General features: G+C 69.6%; 20 protein-coding genes and 1 pseudogene. 12 read left to right on the top strand and 9 right to left on the bottom strand.

Annotated features, from left to right (window positions below; all coding sequences use genetic code 11):
* Window positions 1-187 precede the first annotated feature (187 nt).
* From ACSDR0_RS35990 to ACSDR0_RS35970, 5 genes are all read left to right on the top strand, one after another.
* Window positions 188-1,105, top strand: coding sequence for an SMP-30/gluconolactonase/LRE family protein (locus ACSDR0_RS35990; protein WP_435293411.1), 918 nt, complete (start codon window positions 188-190; stop codon window positions 1,103-1,105).
* Window positions 1,106-1,325: 220 nt separating this feature from the next.
* Window positions 1,326-1,733, top strand: coding sequence for a TOBE domain-containing protein (locus tag ACSDR0_RS35985; protein ID WP_435293410.1), 408 nt, complete (start codon window positions 1,326-1,328; stop codon window positions 1,731-1,733).
* A gap of 127 nt (window positions 1,734-1,860) precedes the next feature.
* Window positions 1,861-2,664, top strand: coding sequence for a molybdate ABC transporter permease subunit (modB, locus tag ACSDR0_RS35980; RefSeq protein WP_435293409.1), 804 nt, complete (start codon window positions 1,861-1,863; stop codon window positions 2,662-2,664).
* Window positions 2,661-3,692, top strand: a complete 1,032-nt coding sequence (locus tag ACSDR0_RS35975; RefSeq protein WP_435293408.1) for an ABC transporter ATP-binding protein — start codon at window positions 2,661-2,663, stop codon at window positions 3,690-3,692. Before modB ends, ACSDR0_RS35975 begins: the two co-directional genes overlap by 4 nt.
* A gap of 226 nt (window positions 3,693-3,918) precedes the next feature.
* On the top strand, window positions 3,919-4,776 hold the full coding sequence (locus ACSDR0_RS35970) for an NAD(P)-dependent oxidoreductase (RefSeq protein WP_435293407.1): 858 nt from the start codon (window positions 3,919-3,921) through the stop codon (window positions 4,774-4,776).
* A gap of 183 nt (window positions 4,777-4,959) precedes the next feature.
* Here the strand turns inward: ACSDR0_RS35970 and ACSDR0_RS35965 are convergent, their stop codons facing one another.
* Window positions 4,960-5,472 (bottom strand): DUF1772 domain-containing protein, encoded by a 513-nt coding sequence (locus tag ACSDR0_RS35965; protein ID WP_435293406.1) that lies wholly within the window; start codon window positions 5,470-5,472, stop codon window positions 4,960-4,962.
* A gap of 139 nt (window positions 5,473-5,611) precedes the next feature.
* Window positions 5,612-6,451: an NmrA family NAD(P)-binding protein gene (locus ACSDR0_RS35960; RefSeq protein WP_435293405.1), complete on the bottom strand. Its 840-nt coding sequence runs from the start codon at window positions 6,449-6,451 to the stop codon at window positions 5,612-5,614.
* Window positions 6,452-6,531: 80 nt separating this feature from the next.
* Here ACSDR0_RS35960 and ACSDR0_RS35955 point away from each other — a divergent pair, with 80 nt between their 5' ends.
* Window positions 6,532-7,515, top strand: a complete 984-nt coding sequence (locus ACSDR0_RS35955) for an AraC family transcriptional regulator (protein ID WP_435293404.1) — start codon at window positions 6,532-6,534, stop codon at window positions 7,513-7,515.
* A 142-nt stretch (window positions 7,516-7,657) separates the two neighbouring features.
* Here ACSDR0_RS35955 and ACSDR0_RS35950 read toward each other — a convergent pair whose 3' ends face one another.
* Entirely contained in the window at window positions 7,658-8,572 is a 915-nt protein-coding gene (locus tag ACSDR0_RS35950; RefSeq protein WP_435293403.1) for a hypothetical protein, read from the bottom strand.
* Window positions 8,573-8,956: 384 nt separating this feature from the next.
* On the opposite strand from ACSDR0_RS35950, the gene ACSDR0_RS35945 reads away from it, so the two are divergent.
* Window positions 8,957-10,855, top strand: a complete 1,899-nt coding sequence (locus ACSDR0_RS35945) for a glycoside hydrolase family 15 protein (RefSeq protein WP_435293402.1) — start codon at window positions 8,957-8,959, stop codon at window positions 10,853-10,855.
* A gap of 549 nt (window positions 10,856-11,404) precedes the next feature.
* Here ACSDR0_RS35945 and ACSDR0_RS35940 read toward each other — a convergent pair.
* The 5 genes and pseudogenes from ACSDR0_RS35940 to ACSDR0_RS35920 form a co-directional block, all read right to left on the bottom strand.
* Entirely contained in the window at window positions 11,405-11,665 is a 261-nt protein-coding gene (locus ACSDR0_RS35940) for a hypothetical protein (protein WP_435293401.1), read from the bottom strand.
* A 293-nt stretch (window positions 11,666-11,958) separates the two neighbouring features.
* Window positions 11,959-12,645: a phosphatase PAP2 family protein gene (locus ACSDR0_RS35935; RefSeq protein ID WP_435293400.1), complete on the bottom strand. Its 687-nt coding sequence runs from the start codon at window positions 12,643-12,645 to the stop codon at window positions 11,959-11,961.
* Between the two features lie 19 nt (window positions 12,646-12,664).
* Window positions 12,665-13,357: a phosphatase PAP2 family protein gene (locus ACSDR0_RS35930; protein ID WP_435293399.1), complete on the bottom strand. Its 693-nt coding sequence runs from the start codon at window positions 13,355-13,357 to the stop codon at window positions 12,665-12,667.
* Window positions 13,358-13,548: 191 nt separating this feature from the next.
* Window positions 13,549-13,932 (bottom strand): hypothetical protein, encoded by a 384-nt coding sequence (locus ACSDR0_RS35925; protein ID WP_435293398.1) that lies wholly within the window; start codon window positions 13,930-13,932, stop codon window positions 13,549-13,551.
* Between the two features lie 736 nt (window positions 13,933-14,668).
* Window positions 14,669-14,860, bottom strand: a pseudogene (locus tag ACSDR0_RS35920) (IS3 family transposase); the annotation flags it as partial.
* 216 nt (window positions 14,861-15,076) lie between these two features.
* Between ACSDR0_RS35920 and ACSDR0_RS35915 the strand changes: the two are divergent.
* From ACSDR0_RS35915 to arsM, 3 genes are all read left to right on the top strand, one after another.
* Complete coding sequence (locus tag ACSDR0_RS35915; RefSeq protein ID WP_435293460.1) at window positions 15,077-15,256, top strand: helix-turn-helix transcriptional regulator; 180 nt, start codon at window positions 15,077-15,079, stop codon at window positions 15,254-15,256.
* 328 nt (window positions 15,257-15,584) lie between these two features.
* On the top strand, window positions 15,585-15,920 hold the full coding sequence (locus ACSDR0_RS35910) for an ArsR/SmtB family transcription factor (RefSeq protein WP_435293397.1): 336 nt from the start codon (window positions 15,585-15,587) through the stop codon (window positions 15,918-15,920).
* Between the two features lie 9 nt (window positions 15,921-15,929).
* Window positions 15,930-17,159: an arsenite methyltransferase gene (arsM, locus tag ACSDR0_RS35905; protein ID WP_435293396.1), complete on the top strand. Its 1,230-nt coding sequence runs from the start codon at window positions 15,930-15,932 to the stop codon at window positions 17,157-17,159.
* 266 nt (window positions 17,160-17,425) lie between these two features.
* On the opposite strand, the gene ACSDR0_RS35900 is transcribed toward arsM, so the two are convergent.
* Window positions 17,426-18,253, bottom strand: coding sequence for a sulfite exporter TauE/SafE family protein (locus ACSDR0_RS35900; protein ID WP_435293395.1), 828 nt, complete (start codon window positions 18,251-18,253; stop codon window positions 17,426-17,428).
* A 374-nt stretch (window positions 18,254-18,627) separates the two neighbouring features.
* Between ACSDR0_RS35900 and ACSDR0_RS35895 the strand changes: the two genes are divergently transcribed.
* A complete protein-coding gene (locus tag ACSDR0_RS35895) occupies window positions 18,628-19,278 on the top strand; it encodes an arsenate reductase ArsC (RefSeq protein ID WP_435293394.1) in 651 nt (216 codons plus the stop codon).
* An 81-nt stretch (window positions 19,279-19,359) separates the two neighbouring features.
* On the top strand, window positions 19,360-19,560 hold a 201-nt coding region (locus ACSDR0_RS35890; protein ID WP_435293393.1), incomplete at its 3' end, for an ArsR family transcriptional regulator.

The raw sequence follows: 19,560 nt of genomic DNA, 5'->3' as shown, positions 1-19,560 counted from the left end.
GTGTGATGGGGAGATCCGCCATCTGGCACACTGTGGGTTTCATGCGATCCCAAGCATCTGTGAACCCGCCGGTCGGCGACCGTCCGGCCATGCCAGTCCATCCCGCCGGCCCGCGGGCACCGGGTGTCGCGCGGCGGGTGCCCGCCCGAGACCTGACCGCCGTACGGAAGACCGCCGGGGGCGCGTCGTGAGTCGGGAGATCCGGCGCTTCGAGGCGCGGGTCGCGAGCGCGGACACGTACCTGCTGGGCGAGGGACCCGTGTGGGACGCCGCGAGGGAGCGCCTCCTGTGGGTGGACATCGACGCCGGTCAGGTCTTCGAGGGACGGCTCGTCCACGACTCCGTTCACGTTGACCGCGGGCACGAGTTCGGTGAGACCGTCGGCGCCGTCGTGTGCGACCGGGACGGCAGGCTGCTCGTCGCCGGGCGGAGGGGACTGCTCACCGTGGAGGGCGGGGGAGAGCGCGCGCACCTCGTCGATCTGATTCCCGACGGGAAGAACAGCCGCCTCAACGACGGGGCGTGCGATCCCGCGGGACGCTTCCTCGTGGGGAGCCTCGCCCTCGACGACCGGCACGACCAGGAGTGCCTGTACCGGTACGAGGAGGACGGAGGCACCACGACCATCGACGCCGACCTCATGCTCTCCAACGGTCTCGCCTGGTCTCCCGACCTGTCGACGATGTACAGCGTCGACAGCGTCCCCGGAACGATCTGGGCGAGGACCTACGACGCCGCGACCGGCGCGTACGGTGAGCGCCGCGTGCTGCTGGAGATCGCCGACGGTACGCCGGACGGGCTGTGCGTCGACGTCGACGGCGACCTGTGGCTGGCGCTCTGGGGAGCCGGCCAGGTGCGCCGCTACTCGCCCGAGGGGGAGCACCTCGCGACCGTTGAGGTCGCGGCGCCCAACGTGACGAGCGTCGCGTTCGTGGGCCCGCGGCTCGACACGCTGCTCATCACGTCGGCCCGCGTGGCGATGACCCCGGAGGAGACCGCGCGCCATCCGGACGCCGGACGCCTCTTCCTCGTGGACGTCGGCACGCGAGGGCTTCCCACCCCTTACTGGTCGGGTACCGGCTCCACCGGCCGGATTCCGGGGTAGGGCCTTTCCGCCTCCGGGGCCCGCGGGTGGGAAGCGGGCCCCGTCGAGGCGAGCCGGTTCCACCGCGCCGGTGTTCCGGTGTGAACGTGCCCCCGGTGAGGGGAAAGGGCCCTTTAGGCCGTCCGGGCTCGCAGGAGCGGTAAGAGGCGGCGAATCCCAACGCGGCTGCCATGGGATAGGGGCACATAGGCGCGAATATGCGAAGGTATGGTGATTGTTCGTGACGACGTTTCGGATCAGCGAGGCCGCCGCGCTGCTGGGGGTAAGCCCCGACACGGTCCGCCGATGGGTGGACGCCGGACGGCTCGCGGCCCGGCGGGACGAGCACGGCCACCGCGTGGTGGCGGGTGCCGACCTGGCGGCGTTCGCGCGTGCCCAGATCGAGTCCGAGGACGGTACGGGTCACTCCTCGGCCAGGAACCGCTTTCGCGGGATCGTGACCGAAGTGATCAAGGACGCGGTGATGGCCCAGGTGGAGATCGCCGCGGGACCGTATCGGGTGGTGTCGCTGATGAGCCGCCAGGCCGCCGACGAGCTGGGCCTGGAGGTGGGGGTGATGGCGGTCGCCGTGATCAAGTCCACCAACGTGGTCGTGGAGATCGCCGACCACGCTCGTACGACGAGTTGACGGCGCCGTGAGCGGTCCGTCCGGTGGCGTGACGGGTGGCCCGTCCGACGGCGTGCCAGGCGGTCCGTCCGGCGGTGCGGCGGGTGGTGTGGTGAGCGATGCGGCGGGTGGTGTGCCGGGTGGTGCGGTGAGCGGTCCGTCCGGCGGTGTGGCGGGTCGCCTGCCCTGGGTGCTGGTGCTGCCCGCCGTGGTCGGCATCGTCTTCCTGACGCTGCCGCTGGTCGGGCTGCTGGTGCGCGCCCCCTGGTCCACCCTGGGGGAGAGGCTGGGCGAGCCGCAGGTGCTGGAGGCGCTGCGCCTGTCGCTGGTGACCGCGACCGTGGCCACTTTGGTGTGCCTGCTGCTCGGCGTGCCGCTGGCGTGGCTGCTGGCCCGTGTCGCCTTTCCCGGCCGCCGCCTGGTGCGGGCGCTGGTCACCGTCCCCCTCGTGCTGCCCCCTGTGGTCGGCGGGGTCGCCCTGCTGCTCGTCCTGGGCCGGCGCGGCCTGGTCGGCCAGTGGCTGGACTCCACCTTCGGCATCACCCTGCCGTTCACCACGGCCGGAGTCGTCATCGCCGAGACGTTCGTCGCCATGCCGTTCCTGGTCATCAGCGTCGAGGGCGCGCTGCGCGCCGCCGACCCGCGCTTCGAGGAGGCCGCCGCGACGCTGGGCGCCTCTCGCTGGATCATCTTCCGCCGCGTCACCCTGCCCCTGATCGCTCCCGGCGTCGTCGCGGGAGCCGTGCTGTGCTGGGCCCGCGCGCTGGGCGAGTTCGGGGCCACCATCACCTTCGCCGGCAACTTCCCCGGCCGGACCCAGACCATGCCGCTGGCCGTGTACCTCGCCCTGGAGACCGAACCCGAGGCCGCGATCGTGCTCAGCCTTGTCCTGCTCGCCGTCTCGGTGATCATCCTGGCCAGCCTGCGCGACCGGTGGGTGAGCGGCCCGTGACCCTGAACGCCCGCCTTGTCGTCACCCGGCCCCGTTTCCACCTGGACATCGACCTGGAGGTCGCCGCCGGCCAGGTCGTCGCGCTGCTCGGCCCCAACGGCGCGGGCAAGACCACCGCGCTGCGCGCGCTGGCCGGGCTCACCGCCCTGTCCGGCGGGCGGATACTCCTGGACGGTGAGGCGCTGCACACCCTGGCGTCCGAACGTCGCCCGATCGGCATGGTCTTCCAGGACTACCTGCTCTTCCCGCACCTGTCGGCCCTGGACAACGTCGCCTTCGGGCCTCGTTGTCACGGTGCCTCCAGGGCGGAGGCCCGGCGCGGCGCCGCGGCGTGGCTGGAGCGCGTCGGCCTGGCCGGGTACGCCGCGGCGAGACCCCGGCAGCTGTCGGGCGGTCAGGCCCAGCGCGTAGCCCTGGCCCGCGCCCTCGCCGTGGGCCCCCGCCTGCTGCTGCTGGACGAGCCGCTGGCCGCCCTCGACGCCCACACCCGCCTGGAGATCCGCTCCCAGCTCCGCCGCCACCTGGCCGACTTCGGCGGCGCGACCGTCCTGGTCACCCACGATCCGCTGGACGCCATGGTGCTCGCCGACCAGTTGGTCGTCATCGAGAACGGCGCCGTCGTGCAGCGCGGCACCCCCGCCGAGGTCGCCCGGCGCCCGCGTACCGACTACGTCGCCCGTCTGGTCGGACTCAACCTCTATCGGGGCCTCGCCGCCGGACGACAGGTCACCGTCGGCGAGGTGAGCTTCAGCGTCGCCGAGCATCTGGACGGTCCCGCGTTCGTCGCCTTCCGGCCCGGTGCGGTCGCGCTCTACAGGACCCGCCCGGACGGCACCCCGCGCAATCTCTGGGAGGCCACGATCGAGGGCATCGAGCGGCACGGCGACAACGTCCGCATCTACCTGGAGGGGCCGATCACCGCCTCGGCGGACGTCACCCCCGCCGCCGTCGCGGATCTCGACCTGACCCCCGGACAGCGGATCTGGGCGGCCGTCAAGGCCACCGAGACCCACGCGTACCCGGCCTGACTTCCGGGGCTTGCGCCTACCCGGCCTGATTCCCGAGACCCACGCCTACCCGGCCTGACTTCCGGGGCTTGCGCCTACCCGGCCTGAGCCCCAAGTCCGCACCTGGCCGGCCTGGCCGCCGGGACCCGCACTCCGCCCGTACGACCCCGCGATGCCGCCCGTCATCCGCGTGGCGGCCCAGGGCGTCCGACCCGCGGGGGCACAATGGCGTGAGGGGGGATGATCTATGCACGTCGCTGTACTCGGGATGGGCATGATGGGCCGGGCACTGGCCCGGCGGCTGCTGGTGCGCGGCTTCCAGGTCACGGTGTGGAACCGCACACCGGGGCGGGCGGAGGAGGTGGTCGGCCTCGGTGCCGTCGAGGCGGCCTCGCCCGCCGAGGCCGCGCGGGAGGCCGAAGGGATGCTGATGTCGCTCGCCGACGACCGGGCGGCTCTCGACGTGATGTCCCAGCTGACCGGAATCGGTTCCGGCGGGCCCGTCGTGGCCGACACGAGCACCGTCGCCCCGGACACGACCCGCGCGCTGCGGGACATGGCGCCCGGGGGCCGGTTCGTGGCCGCCCCCATCATCGGCTGGCCGCCGGCCGTCGCCGAGGGGCAGGCCTCGGTCCTGCTGGGTGGCGAGCGTGGCGTCGCCGACGTGCTGAAACCGGTGTGGTCGGAGGTGTTCGCCTCCTACTCCTACTGCGGGCGCGACCCCGGCGCGGCGCTCGCCTTCAAGCTGCTGAACAACTATCTGCTCATGGCCGGGACCGCCGCGCTGTCCGAGGCGGCCGCCACGGGGCTGGCGGTGGGCCTCGACGAGACGCTGCTGCACGACTTCCTCCTCACGTGGCCCACCGTCGCGCCCGCCCTGCACAACCGGGTCGACGACATCCTGGACGGTGACCACCGAGGGTGGTTCACGACGAGGCTCGCCGCCAAGGACGTGCGGCTCGCCGTCGAGCTGGCGGAGTCGGGCGGCCTCGATCTGCCGATCGCCCGGCTGACCGAGCGGCTCTACGAGGAGGCGGCCGAGCGCGGCTGGGGTGACGCGGACATCGGCGCGGTCGTCGAGCTGCTGCGCGGGAAACCGCGATAGAGCCCCCGCCACCTGGCCGGCGGCCTTGCTCGCCGCCGACAGCGTCTGCACCGGTGGCCTCGTCCGTCGAGAGCGTCTGCACCGGTGGCCTTGTCCGCCGCCGACAGTGTCTGCGCCGGTGGCCTTGTCCGCCGCCGAGAGCGTCAGCGCCGGTGCCTTGGACACCAATCGACGCCTGCCCGGTCACGACCCGTTCGGCAGGCCGGTGCGCCCGTACACGACGAGGGCCCAGGTGATGCAGCCGAAGGCGGCCACGCACGCCAGCGTGCGGAGGAGGTTCCAGCGGACCCACGCCGCCTCGAACCGCTCGCGCACCGCCGCGAGGTCGGTGACGCGATCGGGGTCCCCGGCCGCGTCGAGCGCGTTGTTGAGCGGCACGTTGATCCCCATCGTGATGGCGAGCATCACCACGTACAGGACGAGCGAGGCCACGATCCAGGGCAGCACGGGCCGCCCGTCCTCCTGGAGGTGCAGCACCGCGGCGAGGACGGTCAGCACCAGCGCGCCGCCGAAGCAGGCGGCGAACCAGCCGTTGAGGATCGCCACGTTGATCCGCTGCATCGTGCTGACGAAGGTCCGGTCGTCCGTCCGGGCCAGACCGGGCATGACGGAGCAGGCGTAGGCGTAGAAGAGACCCGCTACGAGTCCCATGGTGATGGCCGCCGCGACCAGCGCGACGCCCCGGAACATCAACATCACATTCTCCTTGGCTGTCGTGGGAACTCCGGTGGCGGTATCGGACATGCTCACCGCCTGGTGCCTGGTAACCGTTGACCGCGATGGGGGTGGGGGCGGGACGCGCTCGCCGCCGTACCGCTGGCCGCTCCGAACCCCGCTAACCGCCCCAGACACCGGTGGCGGCGGTGTCTCGCGCGTAGTCGCCGAAGTCGCGGGGCTCCCGGCCCAGGGCGCGGCGGACGCCGTCGGCCAGGTGGGCGTTGCGGCCGTCCAGGACGGTGGTGAACAACTCGGCCAGCTGTGCGGCGTACTCGGCCGGTACGCCGTGCTCGACCGCCCCGGCCACGTACTCCTCGGAGGAGACCGGCACGTAGTGGACCTGCCTGCCGGTCGCCTTGGAGATCTCCGCGGCGGCGTCGGCGAAGGTCAGCAGCCGGGGACCGGTCAGCTCGTAGAGCTCGCCCGCGTGCCCGTCCTCCGTCAGCGCCGCGACCGTGACGTCCGCGATGTCGTCGGCGTCGACGAACGGCTCGGCCACGTCTCTCGCGGGAAGCGCGATCTCGCCGGAGAGGACCGGCTCCAGCAGGTAGTCCTCGCTGAAGTTCTGCGAGAACCAGGCCGTCCGTACGATCGTCCACTCGACCCCGGACTCCTGGACCGTCCGCTCGCTCACCTGGGCCTCCTCCTCACCCCGGCCGGACAGGAGCACCAGTCGCCGGACGCCGCTTCCGACCGCCCGCGAGACGAACGAGCGGACCGTCTCCACCGCCCCGGGGAACGCCAGGTCCGGGTAGTAGACGACGTACACCGACGCCACGTCCCGCAACGCGGCCTCCCACGTCCCCCGGTCCTCCCAGTCGAACGGCGGCTCCCCTGAGCGGGAGCCGACCCGCACCGGCAGGCCGCGTGCGGTGAGCCGCTCCACCACGCGGCGGCCGGTCTTGCCTGTGCCGCCGAGGACCAGCGTCGTGTTCTTCTCGTACCTGTTTTCTGTCATGGAACCAGTGAACTGGCCAGGGGTGAGACGAACCATGGTTGAGAAGCGCAATTCCATGTTTCAGCGTCTACAGTGAAGGCGTGGACGCGCTCACCGACTTTCTGGACGGTCCGAGGGCCAGGGGAGCGTTCCTGCTCCGCTCGATCCTGAACCCGCCCTGGTCACTGCGGATCCAGGACCGGGCGCCGCTCGCCCTGACGGCCATGGTGCGGGGCGAGGCGTGGATGATCCCCGACGACGGCGATCCGGTGCGCCTGGGCCCGGGGGACGTCGCGATCATCCTCGGCCCCGACCCCTACACGGTCGCCGACGATCCGGCCACGCCGCCCCAGGTGGTGATCCATCCGGGCCAGCACTGCACCACCCTCGACGGGCGAAGCCTGGCCCAGGAGATGACGCTGGGCGTCCGCACCTGGGGCAACAGCCCCGACGGCTCGACGGTGCTCCTCACCGGCGCCTACCAGATGCGCGGGGAGATCAGCCGCCGCCTGCTGGAGGCGCTGCCCCCGCTGCTGGTCCTCCCGGAGGACGCCTGGGACTGCCCCATCATCCCGTTGCTCAGCGATGAGATCGTCAAGGACGAGCCGGGTCAGGAGGCCGTTCTCGACCGGCTGCTCGACCTGTTGCTCATCGCCGTCCTGCGCGCCTGGTTCTCCCGCCCGGAGGCCGGGGCCCCCGCCTGGTACCGCGCCCACAGCGACCCCGTGGTGGGCAAGGCCCTGCGCATGCTGCACGGCGATCCGGCCCATCCCTGGACGGTGGCCACGCTGGCGGCCGGGGCCGGTGTCTCCCGCGCCGCCCTGGCCCGCCGCTTCACCGAGCTGGTGGGCGAGCCGCCCATGGCGTTCCTCACCGGCTGGCGGCTGGCCATGGCCGCCGACCTGCTGCGCGAGACCGACGCCACCGTCGGCGCGGTGGCCACGCAGGTCGGCTACGGCAGCGCGTTCGCGCTCAGCGCCGCCTTCAAGCGCGAACGCGGCATCAGCCCCCAGGAGCACCGCGCCGGGGTCTCGCGTTCCCGGCACCCTCTGCGTGACCACGCCGTCGGCACGCCCGCGCGGTAGGCCTCGGCAGGCCTGACGGTACGGGCCCCGGTGGTCGCCGCGCCCGGAGACGCCGTAGCCGTCGAAGGTGCCGAGCCCTGGGGCCGGGCTCATGCCATCGGAGGCGGCGCTGAGCGCGAACGCGCCGCCGTGGCCGCGACGGTCAGAACAGCCAGTCGAGCAGGCCGCCCCGGCCGCCACCGCCCGAGTTGTTGTTGTTCGTCCCCGTGTCCTGCGGCGGCGCCGTCGTCGGCTGCTCGCTCGGCACGGCACTCTCGGTGGGAGCCTGGCTCGTCGGCGAGGGCGCGGGTTCGGAGGTGATCCGCGGCCGTGCGTCCAGGCTCTCCTCTTGCTCGGCCTCCTCGGCGGGCGGCGTCGGGCGGCTCTCCTTCGACGAAGTGGTGCGGGTCGGCGACGGCCGGGCGGAGGGCTCCTGGGGCCGGGGGGCCCTGCTGGGAGCGGTCGTCGGCTCGTCGGTCGCGGACGGCTCTTCGGACGGTTCCGCCGTCTCCTCCTCGGACTCGGGCGTCGGTGTCTCCGAGGGCACCTGCGGCAGCTCGGCCACCGAGCATCGCACGCCGGGTGAGCACTTGGTGCCGGCCTGTCCGTCCATGGAGGCGGAGAGCATCCAGCCGCCCGCGACGCCCGCGATCACGACGCCGCCCACGACCGCCAGCAGGATCCTGCTCTTGCTCTTGCCCTTGCGGCGGCGCTCCTCGTAAGGGTCGGGGTCCTCCCGCCAGCCCGACCCCAGGAATCCGCGCGACGAGGTCGTCTCGTTCTCCTCGCGGTAGAGGGGGCCGTTGGAGGTGATGTCGGTATCGCCTATCTCGCGGCGCTCGTCGAGGTAGACCATTTCCCGGGACCCGTCGGCCCGGATGATCTCCCGGGATCCGTCGACGTGGACGATTACCTGGGACCCGTCGTCCGGCATGGGTTCGGGAAGGTCGATGTCGCTCCACCCGTCCGACAGCACGTCGCCGGCGGGGCGTTCGGGTTCCTGCTGGGCCGGTCCGAGAGGACCGGTCTGCTCGCGAGGATCTTCTTCATACGATCCCTGGATGTCGTCGCGCCCCACGATGACCCTCTCTGACGTAAACCTTGGTCGGGCATCTTAATAGCAGATTCGACAGGAGTCTGTCTGAAAAGTTCACATACCTCTGGGAATAATGTGACTTGTGGGACCTTACCGGGAATCGGCAATGGACCGAGCCATTATCCGCTGAACGGCGGGTATCTGAGCCGGTAGTCGATTCATGTACCGATGGGAAAATCGACCGGCAGGCGCGCCGGAGACCACGGCGGCACCGGGGCGAAACGTCCTCCCGTCGCACGGGGAGGAGCACGCGCGGGACACGCCCGATCGGGCGATAGGGGTGCCCGAACCCGGCGTGCGGGTAGGAAGGGCGCCTGACGTTTCTCTCCGCTCGAAGGCGGAGGTCTCCACGCTCGAGGAGGACTGATGACAGCGGATTCGCCGATGGACGGGCTGTCCGGTCCCTCCCCCTTCCCGCCCATCGCCGACTACGGGTTCCTGTCCGACTGCGAGTCCACGGCCCTGGTCGCCCCGAGCGGAAACGTCGAGTGGCTCTGCCTTCCCCGGATGGACTCCCCCAGCGTCTTCGCCGCCATCCTCGACCGGGGCGCGGGGGGCTTCCGGATCGGTCCCGCCGACCTGAGGGTGCCCGCCGCGCGCCGCTACCTGCCCGGCACCATGATCCTGGAGACCAGCTGGGGCACCCCCACCGGCTGGGTCATCGTGCGCGACGTGCTGCTCATGGGGCCCTGGCACCACGAGGAGGAGCTCTCCCACACGCACAGGAGGGCGCCGACCGACTACGACGCCTCCCACGTGCTGCTCCGCACGGTGCGTTGTGTCAGCGGGGAGGTGCAGGTCACGCTCGACTGCGAGCCGATCTTCGACTACGGCCGCAGGCCCGCCGGCTGGTCGTACACCGACAGGGGCTACCACCAGGGCGTCGCGACGGCGGAGGGGGAGAGCGTGGAGTTGTGGCTCACCACCGACATGCGGCTGGGGTTCGAGGGCGGGCGCGCGATGGCACGCACCCTCCTCAAGGAGGGAGACACACGCTTCTGCGCGCTGTCGTGGACCCCGCACGAGCCGCCGTACACCTTCAGGGACGCCTACGAGCGGCTCGTGTGGACCGCCCACCACTGGCAGCACTGGCTCGCCAGGGGAGCCTTCCCCGACCACCCGTGGCGGAGATACCTGGAGCGCAGCGCCCTCACCCTCAAGGGCCTGACCTTCGCCCCCACGGGCGCCCTCATCGCGGCGTCGACCACCTCCCTGCCCGAGACCCCGGGCGGCGACCGCAACTGGGACTACCGCTACGCCTGGATCAGGGACTCGACCTTCGCCCTCTGGGGCCTGTACACACTGGGCTTCGACTGGGAGGCCGACGACTTCTTCTGGTTCCTCGCCGATGTGGCGGAGCGGGACGAGGAGCTCCAGGTCGTGTACGGCATCGACGGCGAGCGCGAGCTGGACGAGTACATCCTCGACCACCTCTCCGGATACGAGGGCGCCAGGCCCGTCAGGATCGGCAACGACGCCTACCGGCACCGCCAGAACGACGTCTGGGGCACCGTCCTCGACTCCTTCTACATTCACACCCGGTCCCGCGACCGCCTGGACGAGCGGATCTGGCCCATCCTGAAGCGGCAGGTCGAGTCCACCATCAGGCACTGGCGGGAGCTCGACCGCGGCATATGGGAGGTACGGGGAAAGCTCCGGCACTTCACCTCCTCGAAGGTCATGTGCTGGGTGGCGACCGACAGGGGCGCCAGGCTCGCCCGGCTCAGGGAGGAGCCGGAGCTGGCCGCGCGCTGGCAGGCGGTCGCCGACGAGATCCACGCCGACGTGTGCACCCACGGCGTCAGCGAGCGCGGGGTCTTCAAGCAGCACTACGACACCGACGCCCTCGACGCGTCGCTCCTGCTCATCCCGATGGTGCGCTTCCTGCCGCCCGACGACCCCAGGGTCCGCGCCACCGTGCTGGCCATCGCCGACGAGCTGACCGTCGACGACCTGGTCCTGCGCTACGAGACGGAGTTCACCGACGACGGTCTGAGCGGGGAGGAGGGCACCTTCGCGATCTGCTCGTTCTGGCTCGTCTCGGCACTGACGGAGATCGGGGAGCACACCCACGCCCGCAGGCTCTGCGAGAGGGTCCTCTCCTTCGCCAGCGCCCTCGGCCTCTACGCCGAGGAGATCGACCCGGTGACCGGCCGCCACCTCGGCAACTTCCCCCAGGCGTTCACCCACCTGGCGCTCATCAACGCGGTCATCCACATCATCCGCGCCGAGAGCGGGCAGTCCTCCACCAGGTGGCCGCCATGATCTCGTACCCACCCCGGTGTCCCACCCGCGCGCCGACGTGCGGAGCCATCGGAAGGCCTGACTAGGCTTGTGGATATGAACCGTCGAGTGATTGCCATGGTGGTGGTCTTCGGCCTGCTCGCGACGAGTGGTCTGTCCGTAGTGCTGGCCTGGGGACTGAGCGGCTGAACGCACGCTCCGTGATGTCGGCCTGAGGGCTCGGCGTCCGGGTCCGCGACGCGTCCGGATTAGCGGCGCGTCCGGATCTGTGAGCGCGTCCCGGTCCGCGAGGCGTCCGGATTCGTGCCGCGTCCGGATCTGTGAGCGCGTCCGGATGCGTGAGACGTCCGTTCGTGAGCGTGCCCGATCCGCGGGCGCATCCGGAGGTGTGAGGCGCGTCCGGATACGTGAGGTGTTTCCGGATGCGCGAGAGTGATCGGCCCGCGAGGGATGTGTCCGGGGCCGTGAAAGATGAGCGCCCGCGAGGCCGCCGCAGCGGCACACGGGTGTCGAGGGGCCGAGCCGTCGCGTGCGCCCCCCGACGCCGCGACCGCCGCCCCCCTGAGGTCGCTAGGCGACCACCATCGAGTTCTGGCCCGCGGGCTGCGCGCTCTGCTGCTGGGGGTGGGCCGACTGCCGGTGCGCGGAGGGCTGCTCCGTGGCGGACTGGTGCTGCTGGTGGACGGCCTGCTCGGTGGGAGCCTGCTCGGCGGGGCAGGTGCAGTAGCCGTTGGTCAGGATCAGGCGACCTCGCTGCGCCGTGTAGGTGCGGGAATCGGTGGCGAGGAGAACACCCGTGCATTTATGGCAGACGACGGACTGGCGATCCATGGGCCGGCTTCCTTCCTTGAGGGTAGCCGTCGAACGTCTCTCGGTCCGGCCGGCTGGCTGCTCGTGCCCCGTAAGGAAGACTTGAATCTCCCTAACGAGGTTTCCATCTTACTTCGTGGCACAGAGTGATCTTTGAGCCACACCAGGTAACAGATGTGAACCCTGGTGGTGCTGCTTCACAACGGTCTCATGCGAAGCGACCCGGCGGGTGGGGAATGTCCCTCTCACACCCCCGTCGATCCTGGTTTCAGGGATCTTCGCCACCCCCGGATCCCCGGTGCGGCCGGGGGTCGCTACGCGCTCAGAACTTTTTTCTTTTTCTCCTCGATCACCGACCGGAACAGCAGCGCGTTGGCGGCCACCGCGATGCAGACCACGCCGAGCAGGAAGCCCCAGCTCACGTCGCTCAGGTGGTGCATGCCGCGGTACATGCGCGAGTAGGCGATGCCCAGCGGAACGCCCAGGCCGATCACCCACCACAGCACGTTCAGGATTTTGAAGCGGTGGGTGTGGATGGTCAGCACCAGGGCGACGCCGCAGTAGAAGGCGACCGCGGCGCTGGTGTGCCCCGAGGGGAAGCTGGAGGTGGGCGGGGCGGGGTCGAGGTGCTCGACGGCGGGCCGCTTGCGCTGGGCGAAGACGGTGGCCAGCAGGAAGATCGCAGACTGGGAGAAGACCGCCAGCGCGAGGAAGATCGACTCGTTCCAGCGCTTGAAGGCCAGCCGGAAGCCGATGACCAGCAACGCGGTGGCAGTGATGATCACCGGCGTGTCGGACAGACCCGACACCACGTCGGTGATCGAGCTCCAGTAGGCCGTGCGGTCCTCGGCCATCTGCGCGTTGACCCCCTGGTCGTTCGCGATGAGGGTCGTCGTCTGCAGGACCTTGGTGATGAGGAGTCCGACGCCGATCGTCAGCGCGGCCATGATGATCAGCGGCGCCAGGATGAGGCGCGTCACGCCCTTGAAATCCACCGACATTTTCGACATGGCGCGCCTGCTACCCCGAATGGCTCCCTCGGAACGCCTCGGGTTCGACACCTTCCACGTGCGGTTCGGCGGGCTTGCGGCCCTCTCCGCGGCGCCAGGCCTCGAACCCCACCGCCGTTCCCACCACGACCACCACGCCCAGCGCGACCCCCGCGATCACGTCGCTGGTCCAGTGGACGCCGAGCGCCATCCGGCTGTACGCGACGAACACCATGATGACCGCCGCGACGGCCCAGGCGAGGATCCGCGAGGTCATGCTCCGCAGGAAGGGCAGCAGGATGAGGACGAGGATGCACGTGCCCAGCGCCGCTCCCATCGCGTGCCCCGAGGGGAAGGAGGCACCGGGCGCCGAGGCCACGGGATCCGGCAGGTCGGGCCGGGCGCGGTTGACGATTCCCTTGACGGCGAGGTTCAGCAGGCCACCGAAGGTGATCGTGGCGACCGCCCAGATCGCCAGGCGCGGCGCGCCCCGGCGCCAGAGCCAGACGGCGGTCAGCACCACCAACACGCGCCACGTCCAGGGACCGAACACCTCGGTCGCCACGTTGAGGAAGGTCGTGTAACCGGGGTTCTCCAGCGCGTGGGCGTGCAGGCTCAGGGCGATGCTCTCGTCGAGAACCGTGAGCGGCGAGGAAGACGTCTTCACGAGCACGAGAAGGATCACGAACGGCACCGTGAAGATCGCCACTGCCACCAGCGCCATCGTCAGGCGTACACCCAACCGCAGGTCAGCGGCGTGATCGTCGGAGTTCCTGTGAGGTGGAGGCTTACCTTCGACAAATCTGACCATCGTTCATGGCTACCCGATCCACCGTGAATATTCTCCGCGTGACATGAGAAAGCCCGGGTCGGCGGAGCCGCGGACCGCGTGACGGGGGGCCGCGCGGGAGCCTCTCAGGCCGCGTGACGGGGTTCGCGCCGGGTCGTCCAGCGCAGGACGTCACAGTGCCGCCGCTCGGCCTCGGCGAGCGCCGCGTCGTCCGTGTAGGCGTCGAGGACGGCCCGCAGCCACGGCATCTGCTCGGTGACGTCCTCCCACGCCTGGGAGGGGTCGTCGAGGCCCAGCTCGATCAGCGCGTCCAGGTGCGCGGCGTAGGCCGTCCACCACTGGCGGCTCAGCTCGGCCAGGAACCCGCCCAGCCCGCCGAACTCCCGCTGGATCTCCTCCTCCCACCAGGCGGGGACGGTGACGTCACCGGTCTCCGCGAGGTCGCGGAGCACGAGATTCGCCAGGGAGCGCCGTCGTCGGGCGATGGCCGAACGTGACAGGATGTTCATGGGCCCACCCTGCCGATCCTTGTTTGCCGAACGCTTAACGATGTATTGACGGGGATGTGCGATCTTGGCCGTACGACCTGCGTGTGATTCCCAGCGATAGTTGTCACTTCCCAGCGATAACTGTCACCAAGATCGTCTTGGGAGTGTTGCTGAAGGCGTCGAAGATGATGTCGAGCGATGGCTCTGTCCTGGAGTTGGTCGGCGTTCGGGTGGGTGACGAGTCTTCGATTCGAAGGCGGCGGGCCAGGGGTGGGCAGCGGTTACGGCAGTCGGGCGTGTCTGTGATGTGCGATGGGCTCCGCCCTGAGGCCCTCTGGTGGAGCGTGCAGGCGTTAAAGTCACGCCCAGGAGCTAGGGGAGCCAGGAAGCGCCCCCTGGCCGGCGAGGCGGCGATTGAGGGGCATAGCGAGGTTTTCGCTCAAGGCTGGATGGCGACCACCATGCCGTCAACGGAGTAGATGAGGTCGCCGACACCATAAGGCGCCACGTTTGAGGCGACGTCCGTCATGACGAAATCCAGTACTAACGCAGTTGCTCACGTAGGCCCCGAGTGCTATCGAAAATTCGCTCGATGGCTATGATGCGCAACCGGTTGATCATGATGGGCTGCGATCTCAGGCACGGAACTCTCCGGCCTAGTCGGATATGTGATCATGAGCCGTCGAGTCGCGGGTCGGCGCCAGCTCGACGGCCGTGGAGGTATAGCCGAGCGACGCCAGGTGAGCGGGGTCGCGTGTCAGCCGACCTCCATCAACTCGGAGGCAAACAGGGCGCTCGCCGCCCGGAGGATCTGGTTGGCTCGCTTGAGCTCGGCGTTCTTTTTGCGGAGGTCGCGCAACTCTGCCAGTCGGATGGTGACCAACTGGTCGTCGTCTTGGTGAGTGGCCTCATCCTCGCGAATCCATGTACGCAGTGCTTCGCGATGGACGCCTAGTGCTCTGCCAGACGGCTGATGGCCGGCTTGGGGTCCGACTCCCGGTACAGCTGCACCGCATGCGACCTTAGATCATCGGGGTACTTTTTTACGGCTGGCACCCGATCGTTCCTCTTCTCTCGTGAGCCGAGCGGCCTGCTGGCGGAGATCCTGGCAGGGCGTGATGCCATCTGAAACCTCACCTCGCTAGCTAGCAGCCGGACGAGGGCAATCACGCTCCGTGAGGTGCGTGAACAGCGAGGTCTGACCCAGGAGACGCTGGGTGAGATGGCAGAGGTTGACAGAAAAACCATCAATCGGATCGAGAACGGCGCTTACAGTCCGTTGTTAGATCACGTGTTCAAGATCTCCGACGCGCTTCAGATATCAACCGCTGAGCTGTTTCGTTAGCTGATCTCATGATCGCATCGAACGTGGAAGCTTCATGGTGTAAGCGTGCCATGACATGCTTACCTGCTGGTAGCGGCAAGGCACTCCAGGGCACCGACTTGCTGCGGGAAAACTCTGCCAGCTGTGACAGCGCGGCTCACCAGACCCTGGTGATCTGGATAGGTTGATCCCACCATCCGACCTGCCGGCAATCATGCCTGTCGGATGGCGGGCGCACGCCGCTCTACCGGCAGGCATGAACGTGGAAATGCCGTCTTCGCGCTCGGCCTTCTCCAAGGCGGGAAGAGGGGTTCCTCATCTGTCTTTCATCGTATATCGTCGATATTCGATGAATACAGAGAAGGAACCTCTGGGGCGGGCCGAGGCCGAGGAGTACGCGAGCTGGTTCAAAGCGCTGGCCGACGGCACCCGCATCCAGATCGTGTCGTTGCTGGCCCGGCAGCGCGAGCCGATGAGCGTCGGGGAGATCGTCACCGCCGTCGGGATCGGCCAGTCGACAATCTCCCACCACCTGAAGATCCTGTCCGAGGTGCGATTCGTCCTGGTGGAACGGCAGGGCACCTCCAGCCTGTACCGGATCAACGAAGAGTGCGTGAGCTGCTTTCCCACCGCCGCCGACGTGGTGATGGGCAACCCCGTTCCCGCGATGCCCACCTGCCAGTAGGAGCCCGCCATGGCACACGACGAGGTCGTCAACCGCTACTCCGGCCTGGCCCGCGCCGCGCTGGCCGGTGAGACCGTCGCCGACTGCGGTGCCGAGGCCTTCGAGCGGGGCCGCTTCGGCGCGGCCGGCTACGACGACACCGAAGGACTGCCTGAGAGCGCGCTGCGGGCCAGTCTCGGCTGCGGCAACCCGGTCGCCGTCGCCGAGTTGCGTGAGGGCGAGACCGTGCTCGATCTGGGCTCCGGGGGTGGCATCGACGTCTTGTTGTCGGCGCGCCGGGTCGGGCCGCACGGCAGGGCCTACGGCCTGGACGCCAGCGCCGACATGGTGGAGCTGGCCCGCCGCAACGCCCGCGAGGCGGGCGCGACCAACGCCGAGTTCGTATGTGGCACGATCGAGGCGATCCCGCTGCCCGATCACGCGGTCGACGTCGTCATCTCCAACTGCGTGATCAACCTGTCCAGCGACAAGGCGGCCGTGCTGGCCGAGACCTTCCGGGTACTGCGGCCCGGCGGCCGCCTGGGCCTCAGCGACGTCGTCACAACAGAAGCCCTCGACCCTGAGCTGCGGACGGCCACCGAGCTTCGGGTGGGCTGCGTCGCCGGCTCGCTCAGTGTTGCCGAGTATCGCGAACTGCTGCTGAAGACCGGTTTCGTGGCCACCTCGATCACGCTGACCGCCGAGCATGGCGACGGTGTCCATTCGGCGATCGTCCAGGCGGTCAAGCCCGCGATCTCGCCGGGGCTGGAGATCCGACCGATGCGCGATGCCGACGCCGAGCAGGTGCTGGCCATCTACCAGGCTGGCTTGGGAAGCGGCCAGGCCAGCTTCGAGACGACGGCCCCCAGCTGGGAGGGCTTCACCGCGAGCAGGCTCGCCCGTCTGCGCTACGTCGCCGCAGATACCGGCACCGGTGAGGTCGTCGGCTGGGTGGCCGCCTCACCGGTGTCGGCGCGTCCGGTGTACGCCGGAGTCGTCGAGCACAGCGTCTACGTCCACCCCGGCTGCCAGGCCCATGGGATCGGCCGGGCCCTGCTGGCGGCGTTCATCGCCGCCAGCGAGGACACCGGGATCTGGACGATCCAGGCCGGGATCTTCCCGGAGAACTCGTCCAGCCTCTCCCTGCACCAGGCGCTCGGCTTTCGCGTGGTCGGCACTCGCGAGCGCGTCGGCCGCCATCACGGCACCTGGCGTGATGTGGTCATGATGGAGCGGCGCAGCACGGTCGTCGGGCGATGAACCCGGAGTGAGGGTGCGGGAACATCCGGCGGCCGGTGGTGGTTGTGCATCTCGTGGCCGGTGTGCCCAGTGTCCCCGGGCCTCACCTATCGCCTTCGCGGAATACCGTTCGGCTGGAGCCGCGTTGCGCATTTCGCCGAGAGGCGACCTGCACACCGGTACGCACACGTTGAATCGAAGGCCCCCGCCCTGAGTCCGGGTGGGGGCCTTCGGTGTGTCCGGGTGCCGTTGACGAACGGGCCACCGGTTCCGAGGCAGAAGGAAGTTCATCCCCCCGCAGGGGCGTGACGGGCTAGCTTGACTGCCGAGATCAGCAAGATGGCCGCGAGGATGGGGATGAGGATCAGGTCGGGGATGGCGCCGAGCAGCAGGCCGCCCAGGAGCGCGCCGGTGACCGAGCCGGCGACCATGACCGCGATGAAGCGCAGGTTGGCGCCCAAGACGGCGAAGCTGCCATCGCGGCTGTAGCGGGTGAAGGCGACCAGCATGGTGGGCAGGGACACCAGCAGCGACAAGCTGCCCGCGGTCTTGATGTCGACGGCGTACAGCAGCACGATCGTCGGGATCAGCAGTTCACCGCCGGCCACGCCCATGATCGCGGCGACCACGCCGATGCCGAACCCGGCCGCCACCCCCGTGAGCGCCTGCACCGGGGCGGGCAGCACCATCGAGCCCAGGGCGGTGGTGTGGGTGAGCACCAGGGCGACGGCCATGCCCACCATCAGGGCCGCCAGCACCTTGTACAAGGTGGCGGTGCGCATCCGCACCGCCCACGATGCCCCGACCCACGCCCCCGCGAGGCTTCCGGCCAGCAGGTTGACCGCCACCGGCCAGTGCGCGCCCAGCTCAGCCAGCGAGACGGCGCCCAGGCGAGCGGGCAGGGCGACCAGCACCACGATCAGGCTCATCGCCTTGTTCACGATGACCGCTGACAGCGCGGCGAAGCCGAACAGGCCGACCAACAGCGGCAGCCGGAATTCGGCGCCGCCCAGGCCGATCATTCCGCCCAGCAGGCCCACCGCCGCCCCGGCGGTGAAGACCAGCGGCGCCGAACCCGCCGCGCGAGAGGGGAGGGCGGCTTCGTTCGTGCTCACACCCACCACGCTCCTTGCCGCCCGGCGCCCGCGCCGCACGCGGGTCGGCTTCTACGATCTCCCACCACTCCTGGCGGGCGACACGCGGGGCTGAGACGGCCGCCGGGATTATCAAAGTTCGGAACTGCATGTTCGTTGGTGACTTCTCGCAGTCCGACGATTTCCCCGTTTGAGCGCCTGGGCCAGCAGCATGCCGAACCGATGCTCCCTCGCTCCCTGACAGGGCCTTATCTCCGAACGGCCCCAGGCAGAAGAAGGCGCACGTCGGCTGTTCATGCGCTGTTTACCCATACCGGGATCGATGGATGCCAATATCGGCAGAAGTCGAATTAGACACTCATCGATTCCATGCACTGACGTCCTGGGAGCCAGTGATGACCAGTACCGACAAGCGCGACGACCTGACCATCGACCAGCAGCTGGCCATCGCCACCGCGGCCCGCCGGCTGGGCGAGGAGTTCACCGGCACCTTCTCGGTCGAGACGATCGAGCGGTTCCTGCACACCAGCTACGACCAGTTCGCCACCCGCGCCGCGGTGGCCAACTTCCTGCCGCTGCTGGCCGAGCGTTTCGCCCGTCAGCGGCTGCACGCCCTGGCCCGCGTCGAGGGCAAGAGTGACGGGCGGCCGATCGTGCTGTTCTTGTGCGTGCACAACGCGGGCCGCTCCCAGATGGCGCTGGGCTTCTTCTCTCATCTGGCCGGTGATCACGCGGTCGGCTGGTCGGGCGGCTCGGAGTTCGCCACGGAGATCAACCCGGCTGCGATCACCTCGATGGCCGAGCGCGGCATCGACATCTCCCGGGAGTTTCCCAAGCCGTGGACCGAGGAGATCGTCCGTGCCGCCGACGTCGTGGTCACCATGGGCTGCGGGGACACCTGCCCGATCTTTCCCGGCAAGCGCTACCTGGACTGGGAACTGGAGGACCCGGCGGGCAAGAGCGCCGAGGAGGTGCGCCCGATCCGCGATGAGATCGAGCGCCGGGTACGCACCCTTCTCGGCGAACTCGGCGTGCCTGTGAGCTGACCCCCGCACACCGGGCATGCATAGACGTCTGTCAATATAGATAGCGCATGACTTCGATAAGCATCTATGTTCGGAGGTCTGATGGAGCTGCTGCAGATCCTTGAGTGCAGCCCGCCGCTGGTTCGCGAACCCCTGGACGCCGGGCAGGCCGCCGGGATCGCGCAGGTGTTCAAGGCCCTGGGCGATCCGGTCCGGCTGCGGATCTTGTCGATCGTGGCCAGCCATTCGGGCGGCGAGGTGTGCGTGTGCGACATCACCGGCGCCTTCGAGCTGTCCCAGCCC

Source organism: Streptosporangium sp. G11 (assembly GCF_051192615.1).
Classification (GTDB): Bacteria; Actinomycetota; Actinomycetes; order Streptosporangiales; family Streptosporangiaceae; genus Streptosporangium.
This window is presented reverse-complemented; position numbering and strand designations above follow the sequence as displayed.